This is a genomic window from Planococcus sp. YIM B11945 (assembly GCF_050864155.1).
Taxonomy (GTDB): Bacteria; Bacillota; Bacilli; order Bacillales_A; family Planococcaceae; genus Planococcus.
Map to the genome: position 1 here is coordinate 616,967 of NZ_JBOZWR010000004.1, position 13,252 is coordinate 630,218.

Below are 13,252 nucleotides of genomic sequence, written 5' to 3' on the forward strand. Positions count from 1 at the left end.
CTCTCTTATTATACCAATAGTTAAGAATTAAAACGCTCGAATGGCATCCACTGCCTGCCGATCCAATCGCTTGCTCACTTCGGTCATCAGCTGGACGGTATGGATGTAATCATCGTAATGAATCATGGACGTAGGGGTATGTGCATAACGGGACGGCATATTGACGAGCAGCACCGGCATCCCATAATTGGCCGTCTGAAATTTCGAAGCGTCTGTTCCGCCATGTTTCATAATCGAAACCTGGTAAGGAATGCCGCATTCCTCTGCCACTTTGACCACAAATTTCAAGAGTTTCCTGTTCGAAATGGTGGAAGAATCCATGACACACAATTCAGGGCCTTTCCCCAAGGAAATCCCTTCCTTTGGCATGCCATGAATATCATCGGCCGTTCCGACATCAACGGAAAATCCAATTTCCGCCTGCGACATCTTGCCTAGCGTGACAGCCCCTCTGCAGCCTACTTCTTCCTGCGCCGATCCCCCGCCAATAAAGACATTGTCATGGCCTTCTCTTTTCAAGTTTTCCATGACCCGCAACGATACCGCGCAGCCAATTCGATTGTCCCACGCTTTGTTGACCAAGTATTTATGATCCTTGCCGAGTGTTTTGAAATTGCCTTCCGGAACAATAAAATCGCCAATCCCAATTCCTAAGTCTTTCACTTCCTGGTCACTTGTACAGCCCACATCCATCACCAAATTTTCAATCTCTGGATATTTTTCATCAAACTGCATGGGGCCCAATGAGCAGACGGCAGGTACAGCGGAAGTATCGGTCAAAATGGTAAAATGCTGCGACAAGACACCCGTCACAAAATAGAACCCGCATCTTGAAAATTTAATATACCCATCCTTGGTAATCGTCCGAACCATAAAACCGACTTCATCCATATGGCCAGCCATTAAAACTTTCGGCCCCGCTGTCCCAAGCGTCGCCATTAACGAACCCATTCCATCCGTTTCGATCTTATCTGCCACAGTGGAGAATTTTTCTTTTAAGTAGCTTCTGACAGCATCTTCATTTCCGGACGTTCCTTGAATATCTGTAATTTCTTTTAAAAAAGCCAATTCTTTTTCATCCATAAATCGTTTCTCCTTAAATTGCTGTATTGGAAAAGATTTGAGTTGGAGTTTGTGCGATATTCTTGTTCTTGGACTTCTAGTGTAAATAATAAACTAGAAGGATCGGTTTTCGTGCGAAAAATCGAAAATATCTTTTTTTTAAAACTTAGATTTTTACTTTGTATTTGACTCATTTGAGGCTCACGAAGTTCACCTTAAAGAGTCTTATTTTCAAAAGATCAGCAATGATGATTTCTAATTAACAACAAAAAAACTATATAAATGAATAAAAGTTTATTGTTTATCAATAAACTTCGTGTTAATATCTAATAAATAATACTTAGGATCTTATAGACAAAATAGTGAAGTATTTATACATCCATAGAAGTGAAATCTCGGATCCTGCGCTTCAGCCGGACGCTTTCCGCGGGCTCGCGCTCCGGATCCTTAGTGTAGAAAGTAGAAAGCAATGTCCAACCGAGCCGGCCAAGGAGACTCCTGTGGGAGCAGTGAAGGAGCAAAGCGACGCAGCGACACGAGCCGCAGACCCTGGAGCGAGTCTTTCTGAGTGAAGCGGCTAAGGCCGTGCCACGGAAAACGGAGGGGCCGGTCCGATTGGGTTTATTCATACCCATCAATTTATACCCGACTTTGTCTGCAGTCTGCTTTGGAGAGGTACTTTCAAAAATCTAAAATCCTTTATTAAAAGATAGTAGTGGTTCTTAGGGTTTTTTAGCTCCTGCTTATGCATCTTTTTAGTATTTGAGTTAGGCAAGGGCAGCAAAATTGCTTCAGAGTTTGAGCAATAACTTGTATGGGGGAAACGCAGGATTTAATAAGACATTTGTTAAGGGAGGGACTATCATGGATCGCAACAATTTAATCATTAAACATATTACGAATCCTCATGAGCTGGAAAGAATGTTTAGAAACGACCCAAAAACCTTTAAAAAGGCATTCTCAGACGCATGGGAACAACATCCGGATTCTCAGGTTCTTGGCATCTGGCATGAAAGATTGCATTTCAAGGAGACGGCACATCCAGAAAAATCTTCCTTTCTTCAAAAACGTTTCGTATTGATGGGCATTTTAGCCATTCTGGCCGGGATAAGCACCCGCATCCTTTTTCATTTTGTCGAACAGGAAGCAATTGCTCCACTCAACCTGGCTTTTGGCATAATTCCCTTCATTGCTGCCTATTTTGTTTACACCAATTCTCCGAAAAAAAGCGTTATTTATTCGCTTGCAGCGTTGCTCCTAATTTCCGGGTTTTATCTTAATATGCTGCCATTAGATTATACAGATAGTATTATTCTGGCTTATTTACACCTTCCCATCTTCTTATGGGTATTGGTGGGGCTCGCATTTACAGGAAATGAGTATTCAAAAGGCAGTGCAAGAATGGCCTATATTAAATTTAATTTGGAATATGGCATTCTCTACGCCAGCATGGCAGTTAGCGGAATGGTGCTAGCGGCATTGACCATGCAGCTATTTAGCTTTATTGGCTTGGATATAGAAGAATTCTATTTTAGTAATGTCGTTTTATTTGGTGCTGCTGCTCTTGCTATTGTAGCGACATACTTGGTATCACTGGATCTGAAACTGGCGAAGAACATTACACCGTATATCGCTAAAATTTTCAGTCCTCTTGTTTTGGCTACCTTGTTGGTCTATCTGATAACGGTTTTATGGGTCGGAAAAAATCCATTCTTGGATCGCAATTTCCTGATAGCCTTCAACGGAATCCTCCTTGGGGTATTGGCCGTCACCATATTTTCGATTACCGAAAGCGACTCGGACGAGAAAAAGAACCTTTCGGATTATATAAATGTTTCCTTGATCGCTCTTGCACTTATCATTGATAGTGTGGCTTTGTCAGCCATCGTTTTCAGACTTTCTTCTTATGGGATTACACCAAACAGGCTTGCTGTTTTAGGCGTCAACCTGCTGATCTGGGGAAATCTTATTTGGATTATGGTCTCGTATATGCGGTTTCTGCAAAACAAGACCGGCCCTTCGCCTATTCAAGACGCGGTCACTAAGTATTTGCCAGTTTACGGACTTTGGGCAGCTTTCGTTACATTTACTTTTCCTTTCTTTTTTAAATAAAAAGGCTCTATTGATGAAACCGGTATTAATCTTCACTATAAAAGCCAAAAACGAAAAAGTTTTACGCTAACTTTTTCGTTTTTGGCTTTTTATTTTTCTAAAAAACTTTATTTATTTATGGCAAGGCTCTCCATCGATAGTCACTCATGATTTTTCGCCCATGCTTCAGCCACTTTTTCTAACTTCTGAATAAATTTTTTTTGCTCTCTTTCGCTGCTCTTTAATAGCTGAACACGAAAAGAACTGTTTAGATATTTTCTAATCTGCAAACTAAAAAGGAAACTGCTCTGATGGCGCTCACACTCATAGAGCTCATTAAACCAATGCAACTTTCCTAACTGCTCAATATGCCGATCGGTTTTTTGCGTATCCAACCTGAATCTTCCGTTAAAAACATTTACAGATGACAATAAACTTATGCCTATTCCGATTAAATAAATAACCGCTAAACCTAACCACCGCATGGACCTTTTCATCGCAAATCTCCTAGCAGCTTATTGGTTTTTTAGGGACTTTATTTATTGACGAAAAAATCAATAGTAGACCTATCCTCGCTCTTCATTCACTAATGACCATTTGCGCTATCTTTATAGTCTGCAGTTCTTTTTGAACAGTAGTTATTGACGTAATACTTTTTCTTGATTGTTGAGCTAATTCATCAGGCAGATCTTGAATCTCCTTTTTAGAAGCATCTAAATCTGTCTCTAAATTTTCTTTTAGATTCCCTCCAATTTCCGAATCCACTTTATTGTCCTTCCAAAACTGAATGGTTTCTAGCGCACTTCCTCCTTGTTCCTGTATGGAACTCAAAAAGGATTTAGCAGTATTTACTGAACTTAAAACGCCAGAAGATAATTCAAAAACTTCATGCGCTTCTACAGTAATATTTCTTAAATCTTCAATCTGATAAATTAAAGTTGAGTTTAACTCTTCTTCAATTTGAAGCAACTGCTCAATATTTTTATCCTTTTGATATTCTTCATATAATAAATTTAACTTCTTATGAGAATCACTCATCTCTTGTTGCATGACTTTTAAGTTCTCCATATCAACTAGCATGCTATCAATTTTATCGAGTTTAATCTGTGCAGAAGCTAACCCAGTACTCGTTTTACTTAGAAGTGGAACATTAACAACTGTGCTGACTCCTCTAACGACAGAAATTGCTGTATCGAATTTGCCTGTTGCATCTCGTATAGGAGCTAAATTTTCGTTTAGCCACTTAATATTTTCACTCATTAAATCTATGTTTTGATTATATCTTTCTAGATCGTCAATTATTTCTGGTATTTCCTTTTCTACTACTTTTAACGAATTATCCCTAGCTTCAGTCATTTGGTTTTTCATCGCATGTATCTCAACTGATTCATTACCACTATTGTTAACAGCAATTCGACTAGCTGTATATCCGATTGAACCTGAAATTAGTATTGACGAAATTATTGTAATTGGAAACAAATATCTTTGAAGCTTTTTTTTCGGACTAGGCTTGATCCTTTTCTTTTCCAGTTCCATCTGCAGCTCTCTCCTCATATATGATACGAATATCCCAATAACTATAGTTAACCCTTAGTTAAGGCCCAAATCAAGATGTAAATACTTGATGACTAAAATTACTAAAATTTTACCCTCGCTTATAGTACGGTTTGTCCTAGAATATTTAAATTTGTTTTTTAAATCAATCGGGAACTGCCTTTCGAAAATAAAAAGGGCTGTCTCATAACTAAAAAAGATAAAACCGGCAAAGAAAAGGAATGCTTTTCTTTGCCGGTTTTTGAGCTAGCTGACGGGAATGGAAGCGGCGACTCCTGCGGGATAGCGCAGTGCCGAAATCCACTCGGGCGTTTAGCCCGAGTTAGTTCGGCGCAAGCCCGCGGAAAGCGTCCGCTGGAATGGACGTCAGCCTCTTTTGGGACAGCCTCATCTATTTTTTACAACGGAGTAGTGTTTGATATTTTTCTTTCCCCATTCGTCCATCATTAACACGATCGGAATTAGGCTTTCCCCTAAATTTGTCAAAGAATATTCCACTCTTGACGGAACTTCGGGAAATACTTTCCGGTGAACAATCCCGTCTTCTTCTAACTCTCTAATTTGATTGGTTAATACCTTATGTGTAATTTTTGGAAGCAATCGTTTAATCTCACTAAATCGTAAAGTACCCTCTGTTTCTAAATAATAAATAATGATGATTTTCCATTTGCCGCTAATAATTGATAAGGTCAGTTCTTTTTCACAATTAAATTCGCCACACTCAATTTCCCTTTTTATTTTTGACCGCAACTCATCCATTAGACTGCCCCTTTCCTTGGGTTTCCTGAAAGTATCCTTTTGGTAACCTTCTCACAAAAAAGTGCGTTCTTCCAATAAAAAGATTTATAATTTAGAATAAATTAAATATATAGAATATTTTAATTCGAAACTAGAAGTTTTAACTCCCTTCTTCGATGCTGTACTGGTGTAATGATTAGAACTCATAGATAGGAGATGACAGGAATGGCAGGAAACCGAGCGGTGGTTTACAGAGGCGCTGGACGTGTAACTGTTGAAGATATTAGCTACCCTGAATTAATTGTTAGAGACGGCCCTGGGGTAAATCCGTTAAATGTAGGGCGCAAATGCGACCACGGCGTGATTGTAAAAATCGTTACAACGAACATTTGCGGAAGTGATCAACACATGGTGCGAGGCCGGACTACAGCTCCTGAAGGGCTTGTACTCGGCCATGAAATTACAGGCGAAGTCATTGAAGTGGGCCGTGACGTTGAATTTATTAAAAAAGGAGACCTCGTGTCTGTACCATTTAATATTGCTTGTGGCCGCTGCCGCAGCTGCAAAGAGCAAGATACGCATATTTGCGAGAACGTAAATCCGGATCGTCCTGGTTCTGCTTATGGTTATGTCGACATGGGCGGATGGGTAGGCGGCCAATCCGAATATGTGATGGTCCCTTACGCCGACTTCCAGTTGCTGAAATTTCCGGATAAAGATCAGGCGATGGAAAAGATACTTGATTTAACGATGCTTTCTGATATTTTTCCAACGGGTTATCATGGTGCCGTGAGTGCCGGTGTAAAACCAGGATCTACTGTATATGTTGCCGGGGCTGGCCCAGTAGGTTTAGCCGCTGCCCACTCTGCCCAACTTCTAGGCGCATCTGTCGTAATTGTCGGCGATTTAATAAATGAACGCCTTGCCCAAGCCAGAAGCTTCGGCTGTGAAACCGTAAACCTGCGGGAACATCCAGATTTGGGAGAGCAAATCGCTGAAATCCTCGGTGTGCCGGAAGTTGATTGCGCCATTGACTGCGTCGGCTTTGAAGCTCACGGACATGGCAAGGGAGCCGGTGAAGCTCCAGCTATTGTCCTAAATTCTATTATGCAGGTTACTCGTGCAGGAGGGCGTCTCGGTATACCAGGACTCTATGTAACCGGTGATCCGGGTGCGGTCGATGAAGATGCAAAAATCGGAACCTTGAAGGTACGCTTAGGACTTGGCTGGGCAAAAGCCCATACGTTTGTTACAGGCCAAACACCCGTTATGAGATACCATCGCGACTTAATGATGTCCATCTTAAGTGGAAAAGCACAAATTGCAAAAGCGGTGAATGCAACGGTCATCTCTTTAGACCAAGCACCGGAAGCCTATGCAGAATTTGATCAAGGAGCTTCCAAGAAGTTTGTCATTGATCCCCATGGAATGTTTACTAAGTAAGATGTTTTCCTATAAGCAAGCAGAAAAACAAGGAGGTTCATTCTTATGAATAAAATCACTTTAGAGTTGGCAAAAGAAGTTATTGCGGGTGCTGAAGAAGAAGCAACGAAGATTGGGGTGGCTATGGTTATTACTGTGGTCGATGATGGCGGAAACCTGGTTGCGATCCACCGGATGGACGATGCATGGCTGGCGAGCATTGACATTGCCCAAAACAAAGCCTGGACATCCGTAGCGCTAAAAATGCCTACAGCGACTCTGGCTGAAGCAACCGTCCCTGCAGCGGAACTTTATGGGTTAAATACAACCAATAATGGGCGCCTTGTCGTTTTTGGCGGAGGAATCCCCCTTGTCGTCGATGATAAAGTAGTGGGGGCAATAGGAGTCAGTGGAAGTTCAGTGCCTCATGATGTTCAAGTTGCAGAAGCCGGCGCAAATACATTTAATCGGAAACTAACGTCGTAACAACCTTTTATATTTCATTTTTTAATGTGAAGAAGAGCCAGGATCATACTCCTGGCTCTTCTTTTTTAGTGCATTAAGCTAGACATGGATATACCATCAGAGGTATATCTGTTTAGCTATTTTTATATTAATATTTCTTTTCTACTTGTAATCATTTTTTGGTCCTTGATCCATCATCACTTCTACCATATTTGAAGACCCAAGCTTAAGTTTTGGCCTGTATTCTGAGTTTGGCTTACTGTAAAGCTCTATTGGATTTATAATAACGCCATCTTGTGTATTTTGAAGGATGCCGGGTACACAAGTGTAAATCCTGTCATTATTATTTGCATTTTTGGAGGATATGGTAACGGAAGTTCCGCTATGATTGTCTATACTCATGGACACCTTGTATCTGTAGAATGAGCCTGTTCCATTTGACTGAGCAGAATACACCACAGGAACCACTGCAAGAATATCATTCGTCAGCCTTAATTTAATGACCTCTGTCTTCACTGATCCACTGTTTCGCCCAACATCCCCCATATGTTCTACTGCGCCGTTGCCAAACCGGCTGAGAGGAGGGGTTCCTTCTGCCCCAAACATAGCTACATCTACCTGCTTGCCATTCTTTGTGTAGACTAAAGCATATATATCGTAATCTGTCCCAGTCTTCCAGGATACTGTAGCCGTAATTTCTGGTGTTTTTTCAATTATGACTGGCTTTTGACCTTTATCGAGATTTATTTTACCCTTTACTTTTTCAAGATTTATCGATGAAAGGGCATTTTGACTGCTTTTATTTTCAGGAACTATTGAGATTTTCTGAGGTTCTTTTGGCGCTTGCTCAACAACTGCTTTAGGCTCAGAAGGCTTTGCGGATTCCGCCGCATCAACCTCGACGCCGTAATTTTCACACAGACCTTCAAGGCCAGAATCAAATCCACGCCAGATAGATTTTGCCTTTGTTTGGCCATTCCTTAAATATAATTCCAATACTACGATTCCATTTTCCTTTGTGAAGGTAGAGGGAGTTAACTGGATACTATTATCATCGGTACGTATCTCTGCCTTCAAGTTTTTTACATTTGAAAAACCCGTGTTGTTATCCTCTGTAAGCGTAATAGCTATTTTAGTAATCTCTTGAGGGAGTTTACTTAGGTCAAAATCAATTTTATGTACTTTTGTATTCCCCACTTGCGCAGATGGCAAAAGACTAGCTGCTCCAGAAGAGCTCTTGGGTTGATTATAAAATATAATTCCGCTATCTCCTTGTACCTTCTCCAGATCAGTTAAAAGGAAAGCCGTTAAGGAAATATCGATTGTATTGGAAATTTCATGGCTAATCGTAACTTGACCTTTTGGAGAATTTAAAGCGGTGTTTGCCCCCATTTGAAGCAATTGACTCATCTAAACCACGCCTTCCTCGTTTATGCTTTAATTAACTAACAACGTTTTTTAAAATAAATTTCTATTTTAATGAATTTCCTTAATCAACCTTGCTTTATTGTATCAAAAATTTACATTTCAATGAAATATATCCATTGATACATAATGATCGAACTTAAATAAAAAGAGGCATTAAGTTTCCTTAATGCCTCTTTTTGCTTCATTAAATTTTCTAAAACCACCAGACTAACATAAAATTAAAAATTTCACTTATTTATGATAAGGTTCACCCTTCATTATCCGAAAAGCTCGGTAAACCTGCTCCACCAAGATCAATTTCATCAACTGGTGCGGAAACGTCATTTTGGAAAACGACAATTTCTCATCCGCCCGCTTCAATACTTCGTCATGCAGCCCGAGTGATCCGCCGATGACAAAGACGATTTTGCTACGGCCGTATGTCATGAGCGATTCTAGATCTTTTGACAGCTGCTCCGATGTTTTCATCTTTCCGTCAATCGCCAGAGCGATGACGTAAGCATCAGCGGAAATCTTTGCCATGATACGGTCGGCTTCTTTCTTTTTGACGATTTCCATGTCTGCTTCGCTCAATTGCTCTGGCGCTTTTTCATCTGCCACTTCTACTTCGCTGACTTTCGCGTAGCTTCCAAGCCGTTTTGTGTATTCTTCGATGCCGGCTTTCAAATATTTCTCTTTCAGCTTGCCGACACTAATAATTGAGATATTCACACCTTATCCCCTTTCGTAAACTTCTTGTAAACAAGTTACCCACAATTGTTATGCACATATCCACAGTTATTTCTATATCTTGTGCCCAATCATGCGTTCGCCACAAGATACGTTGCGAGTTCTTCGCAGTAATCACACGTTGTGGATAACTTTTCTTCGTCTGACAATTCTGTAAGAATTGGATAGCTTTTTGATTCCGCTACAAACATGTCTAAAGCGTGTTCCACGTGGGTTTTGCAGCAATTTATGTTCATTTTTTTCGCTCCTTTTAATTTCCGAATATTCCACACAGTTATGCACATTTTGTTCCTCTTTATCCACAACTCATTTTAACAGAAGAAAAGGATGGCGGAAAGCAAAGCTTTTGAGCTCCTGTGGATAAAGGATAACATTCATTTTCAAAAATAGTTATCCACATGGCGTTTTTTTGCTTTCCCGAACAATGACACTCTAATTTAATAAATCCATAACAAAAATTACAATAATAATTAGAGTGAAAAACTCATCCGTAAACAATAAAATCCGCAAAACCAGGAAATTGGCTTTGCGGATTTTTAGCATTTATTATTAAACTGTCGGAGCTGTTTCGCCGAACGTTGCCCAATCTTCTTTTGTTGGACCATAGAGGCCAGGCACCCTCAAACCAGCTTGGCGCATAAGGACAATCATTTGGCCACGGTGATGGATCTGATGCGAAACAAGCATCGTCAACACTTGCGCCACCGTCCATTGCTCTCCGTACATATCCCGTTCTTCCTTCAATGTTTCATCGGTCCATTGCTCTTCGAAAGCTTTGATCATCGCTTCATTGGACGTCCGGTACGCATCTGCAATTTCCTGTGCTGATGATGGCATCGGCGCATCGGATTTCGTTCCTTCAAATGTTAATCCGGCATGTCCCGCCACTTCAGCCAAGGTCGTCGTTAAATGCCAGCCAAGCCGGCCCAGCGTCCGATGGTCCGCAGTAACCTGCTGGCTAAGCGATTCATCTGTCAGCCCGTCCAGCACCTGCTGCATCATCGCTGACTCCTCTCTCCAATGTGCAAGAAAATCTTCCATCGTTCTGTACATAATCCGCCTCCTTCTAAAATTTGTCTTCGCCTAAGTATTCGGGATAATTTCTTCTTTTCCTGCAAAAAAAAGACCCAAAAGCAATTGGCTTTTGGATCTTACCTCAACTTTTAAATTTCCGAGTTGTCCACAAGCTCCAATTGGAACTCCATTTCTTTCCCGTCGCGATAAGCTTTGACTGTCAGCGTATCGCCAATTTTTTTCTCATTGTATAAATGCTGGCGAAGTTCGATGATATCCCCAACCGGCTTGCCGTCCATTTCCACAATAACGTCGTATTGCTTCATGCCAGCATCCGCCGCTGCCGAATTTTCAACGACTGAATCCACTACAACGCCCGCTTTTACATCTTCCGGAAGATTCAGCGTTTCTTGGCGAGAGCCTTGAGGCACTTGAATCAAATCAACCAACGTCACGCCCATCGCCGGACGAACCATTTCTCCAGTCGACTCAAGCGATTCGATGATCGGCCGTGCGGAATTGATGGGAATCGCGAACCCGATGCCTTCCACAGAAGCCGTTGCGATTTTCATCGAGTTGATGCCAATCAGCTGGCCCGCTAAATTGATCAAGGCGCCCCCGCTGTTTCCGGGATTGATGGCCGCATCTGTCTGCAAAACTTCCGCTTGCCAGTCTTCCTGGCCGTCACCATCCAAGTCAACAGGCACCGCCCGGTCTGTACCTGATACCACACCTGTCGTTACCGAACCGGAAAAATCAAGGCCTAGCGGATTGCCAATCGCAATAACTGTTTCCCCTTGTTTCAACGCTTCCGAATCGCCAAACTTTACGGTGGCTTCAACATCGGCGCCGTCCATTTCAATGACAGCTAGATCAGACCAAATATCGCTTCCCACAATTTCTGCTTCAATTTTGGAGCCATCGGATAACGTAACTTCCAAGTCATTTGCGCCGTCAACCACGTGATGATTCGTCACCGCAAATGCCCGGCCTCCTTCATTTTTATAAATGACGCCCGAGCCGCTTCCAACCGCCTGTTCTTCGCCTTGGCCGTTAGAGCCGCTCCAAAAATCACCCGTTTCTTGAAGATTTGAAATCCCAACGACTGCGTCCGCTGCGATCTCCACTGCTTCTGTCACATCTGTTGTAATTTCTACGGAATTCGAACTGGAAGCTCCTTCTGTTTTCCCGGCAGCTGTTTCTGTTGCTGTATTATTTCCAGGAGCCAAACCCGGAACAGAAGAAAACAACAGCCACACCACAAGCGCCCCGACCACAACTCCTGCAATGCCCGCTAAAAACGTACCGCCCCGTCCCGGCCTTTGGCTTCTAGTAGGTGGTTGATTATAATAGCCCATCCGCTTCCATCCTTTCTGTTTCTATACTTCCTATATATCCGATATAGAAGCGCACTAACCTCTTATGGCATGCTGATAGAGCTCTAAAAGAATGTTTTTGTATCTTCATTCAAAATTTTTTACAAAATTACAATGTAGATTCGAAAGCTTTTTATTGTTGGACTAACTAACCAACTGCTGAATTATATTGCTCTGCTTTTACTCCTATCCACTTAGAAGAAAGAGCGGAAGGCGGCGAAAAGCGTGTGCTTGAAGCGTCTTTTTACTCCTTACTCAAAAGTAAGTCTATAACCACTGGATATGGAGCAAAACAGCGGAGACTCCCGCGGGACAGCGAAGTGCCGAAATCCACTTGGGCGTTCAGCCCAAGTTAGTTCGGCGATCGCCCGCATGAAAGGTATTGACCGAAAGAAGTTCGGGCAATGCCTTTGCGACGAAGCGTGTAACGCTGCAACGCTCTTTCATGTCTCGAAGCTAGCGAAGCGATGCAGAGACAGGAGCACACGGTTTTCGCGGAGCTGTTTTGCGGAATATCTTCTCTTTAACTGCTTATTCATCCAAATAAAAAAACCGGAAGCATATCCGCTTCCGGCTCAAATCTTTATACAATTACCAATGGCGTCGGCACATTTGCGTCCGTATCCAGTAAATCTACGTACTCGCCAACAATAATGCCTTTTGTCTGCAAGGTTTGTTCGACGCTCATGCGCGCCAAATCCTTCATGTTGTTGTCTTTGCTCAAATGCGACAAGTAAATGCGCGTCGGCTTTTCAGCCATTACTTCGCTCATTGCCACCGCCGCATCTTCATTGGACACGTGCCCGACATCGCTCAAAATCCGCCGCTTCACCGACCACGGATAACGCCCCATCTGCAGCATTCCCACGTCGTGGTTGCTTTCAAACACAAACGCATCCGACGCTTGAATGATGCCTTTCATCCGGTCGCTGACATAGCCCGTATCGGTAATGAGCGCCAACTTCCGGCCATTCTCATGGAACACATAAAACATTGGATCCGCCGCATCATGCGATACCGCAAACGACTCAATATCAAGGGAGCCGAACGTCTTCACCGTCTCCATCGGAAAATGGAAGCGCTGCTCAACCGGAATGTTGCCCACAAGGCCATCCATTGCCGCCCACGTCTTCTCATTCGCATATACCGGCACTTTGTATTTGCGCGCCACAATGCCGATTCCTTTAATATGGTCGCTATGCTCATGCGTTACCAAAATGCCGTCCAAATCACTCATTTTTTTGCCGATTGAAGCAAACAGCTCTTCCATTTTCCGGCCGCTTAACCCCACATCGACCAAAAATGAATGCTGGTCATTTTCTATATAAATAGCATTGCCGCTAGAGCCGCTTGCTAATACACTAAAACGCATA

Annotated in this window: 13 protein-coding genes; 3 read left to right on the top strand and 10 right to left on the bottom strand. The window is 42.3% G+C overall.

Translation table 11 applies throughout. From position 1 onward, the window contains the following. Positions 1-27: 27 nt before the first annotated feature. Positions 28-1,083 carry a M42 family metallopeptidase gene (locus ACRRQV_RS10965; RefSeq protein WP_432530668.1) on the bottom strand — a complete coding sequence of 352 codons (1,056 nt, stop codon included), beginning with the start codon at positions 1,081-1,083 and terminating at the stop codon, positions 28-30. A gap of 843 nt (positions 1,084-1,926) precedes the next feature. Between ACRRQV_RS10965 and ACRRQV_RS10970 the strand changes: the two genes are divergently transcribed. Continuing rightward, entirely contained in the window at positions 1,927-3,174 is a 1,248-nt protein-coding gene (locus ACRRQV_RS10970; protein WP_432530670.1) for a DUF4153 domain-containing protein, read from the top strand. Between the two features lie 140 nt (positions 3,175-3,314). Here the strand turns inward: ACRRQV_RS10970 and ACRRQV_RS10975 are convergent, their stop codons facing one another. The 3 genes from ACRRQV_RS10975 to ACRRQV_RS10985 form a co-directional block, all read right to left on the bottom strand. Next, complete coding sequence (locus tag ACRRQV_RS10975) at positions 3,315-3,650, bottom strand: nitrite reductase (RefSeq protein WP_432530672.1); 336 nt, start codon at positions 3,648-3,650, stop codon at positions 3,315-3,317. 82 nt (positions 3,651-3,732) lie between these two features. Further along, entirely contained in the window at positions 3,733-4,689 is a 957-nt protein-coding gene (locus tag ACRRQV_RS10980) for a hypothetical protein (RefSeq protein ID WP_432530674.1), read from the bottom strand. Between the two features lie 405 nt (positions 4,690-5,094). Then, a complete protein-coding gene (locus ACRRQV_RS10985) occupies positions 5,095-5,466 on the bottom strand; it encodes a winged helix-turn-helix transcriptional regulator (RefSeq protein ID WP_432530676.1) in 372 nt (123 codons plus the stop codon). Between the two features lie 204 nt (positions 5,467-5,670). On the opposite strand from ACRRQV_RS10985, the gene fdhA reads away from it, so the two are divergent. Both fdhA and ACRRQV_RS10995 read left to right on the top strand, forming a co-directional pair. Then, the gene (fdhA, locus tag ACRRQV_RS10990) at positions 5,671-6,888 is read left to right on the top strand and encodes a formaldehyde dehydrogenase, glutathione-independent (protein WP_432530678.1); all 1,218 of its coding nucleotides are present in this window, start codon (positions 5,671-5,673) and stop codon (positions 6,886-6,888) included. A gap of 45 nt (positions 6,889-6,933) precedes the next feature. Further along, positions 6,934-7,353 carry a GlcG/HbpS family heme-binding protein gene (locus tag ACRRQV_RS10995; RefSeq protein ID WP_432530680.1) on the top strand — a complete coding sequence of 140 codons (420 nt, stop codon included), beginning with the start codon at positions 6,934-6,936 and terminating at the stop codon, positions 7,351-7,353. A 141-nt stretch (positions 7,354-7,494) separates the two neighbouring features. On the opposite strand, the gene ACRRQV_RS11000 is transcribed toward ACRRQV_RS10995, so the two are convergent. From ACRRQV_RS11000 to ACRRQV_RS11025, 6 genes are all read right to left on the bottom strand, one after another. After that, positions 7,495-8,742: a TerD family protein gene (locus tag ACRRQV_RS11000; RefSeq protein ID WP_432530682.1), complete on the bottom strand. Its 1,248-nt coding sequence runs from the start codon at positions 8,740-8,742 to the stop codon at positions 7,495-7,497. Positions 8,743-8,991: 249 nt separating this feature from the next. Continuing rightward, complete coding sequence (rlmH, locus tag ACRRQV_RS11005) at positions 8,992-9,471, bottom strand: 23S rRNA (pseudouridine(1915)-N(3))-methyltransferase RlmH (RefSeq protein WP_432530684.1); 480 nt, start codon at positions 9,469-9,471, stop codon at positions 8,992-8,994. Positions 9,472-9,560: 89 nt separating this feature from the next. Continuing rightward, positions 9,561-9,725: a CxxH/CxxC protein gene (locus ACRRQV_RS11010; RefSeq protein ID WP_432530686.1), complete on the bottom strand. Its 165-nt coding sequence runs from the start codon at positions 9,723-9,725 to the stop codon at positions 9,561-9,563. A 313-nt stretch (positions 9,726-10,038) separates the two neighbouring features. Further along, positions 10,039-10,542 carry a DinB family protein gene (locus ACRRQV_RS11015; RefSeq protein ID WP_432530688.1) on the bottom strand — a complete coding sequence of 168 codons (504 nt, stop codon included), beginning with the start codon at positions 10,540-10,542 and terminating at the stop codon, positions 10,039-10,041. 110 nt (positions 10,543-10,652) lie between these two features. After that, a complete protein-coding gene (locus tag ACRRQV_RS11020) occupies positions 10,653-11,861 on the bottom strand; it encodes a S1C family serine protease (RefSeq protein WP_432530690.1) in 1,209 nt (402 codons plus the stop codon). Between the two features lie 601 nt (positions 11,862-12,462). Beyond that, positions 12,463-13,251 carry an MBL fold metallo-hydrolase gene (locus tag ACRRQV_RS11025; protein WP_432530692.1) on the bottom strand — a complete coding sequence of 263 codons (789 nt, stop codon included), beginning with the start codon at positions 13,249-13,251 and terminating at the stop codon, positions 12,463-12,465. Position 13,252: the final 1 nt, after the last annotated feature.

What these genes read in the sequence shown, in the direction of transcription:
- ACRRQV_RS10965 (WP_432530668.1), bottom strand. Translation starts at nt 1,083, where the DNA reads ATGGATGAAAAAGAATTGGCTTTTTTAAAAGAAATTACAGATATTCAA.
- ACRRQV_RS10970 (WP_432530670.1), top strand. Translation starts at nt 1,927, where the DNA reads ATGGATCGCAACAATTTAATCATTAAACATATTACGAATCCTCATGAG.
- ACRRQV_RS10975 (WP_432530672.1), bottom strand. Translation starts at nt 3,650, where the DNA reads ATGAAAAGGTCCATGCGGTGGTTAGGTTTAGCGGTTATTTATTTAATC.
- ACRRQV_RS10980 (WP_432530674.1), bottom strand. Translation starts at nt 4,689, where the DNA reads ATGGAACTGGAAAAGAAAAGGATCAAGCCTAGTCCGAAAAAAAAGCTT.
- ACRRQV_RS10985 (WP_432530676.1), bottom strand. Translation starts at nt 5,466, where the DNA reads ATGGATGAGTTGCGGTCAAAAATAAAAAGGGAAATTGAGTGTGGCGAA.
- fdhA (WP_432530678.1), top strand. Translation starts at nt 5,671, where the DNA reads ATGGCAGGAAACCGAGCGGTGGTTTACAGAGGCGCTGGACGTGTAACT.
- ACRRQV_RS10995 (WP_432530680.1), top strand. Translation starts at nt 6,934, where the DNA reads ATGAATAAAATCACTTTAGAGTTGGCAAAAGAAGTTATTGCGGGTGCT.
- ACRRQV_RS11000 (WP_432530682.1), bottom strand. Translation starts at nt 8,742, where the DNA reads ATGAGTCAATTGCTTCAAATGGGGGCAAACACCGCTTTAAATTCTCCA.
- ACRRQV_RS11010 (WP_432530686.1), bottom strand. Translation starts at nt 9,725, where the DNA reads ATGAACATAAATTGCTGCAAAACCCACGTGGAACACGCTTTAGACATG.
- ACRRQV_RS11015 (WP_432530688.1), bottom strand. Translation starts at nt 10,542, where the DNA reads ATGTACAGAACGATGGAAGATTTTCTTGCACATTGGAGAGAGGAGTCA.
- ACRRQV_RS11020 (WP_432530690.1), bottom strand. Translation starts at nt 11,861, where the DNA reads ATGGGCTATTATAATCAACCACCTACTAGAAGCCAAAGGCCGGGACGG.
- ACRRQV_RS11025 (WP_432530692.1), bottom strand. Translation starts at nt 13,251, where the DNA reads ATGCGTTTTAGTGTATTAGCAAGCGGCTCTAGCGGCAATGCTATTTAT.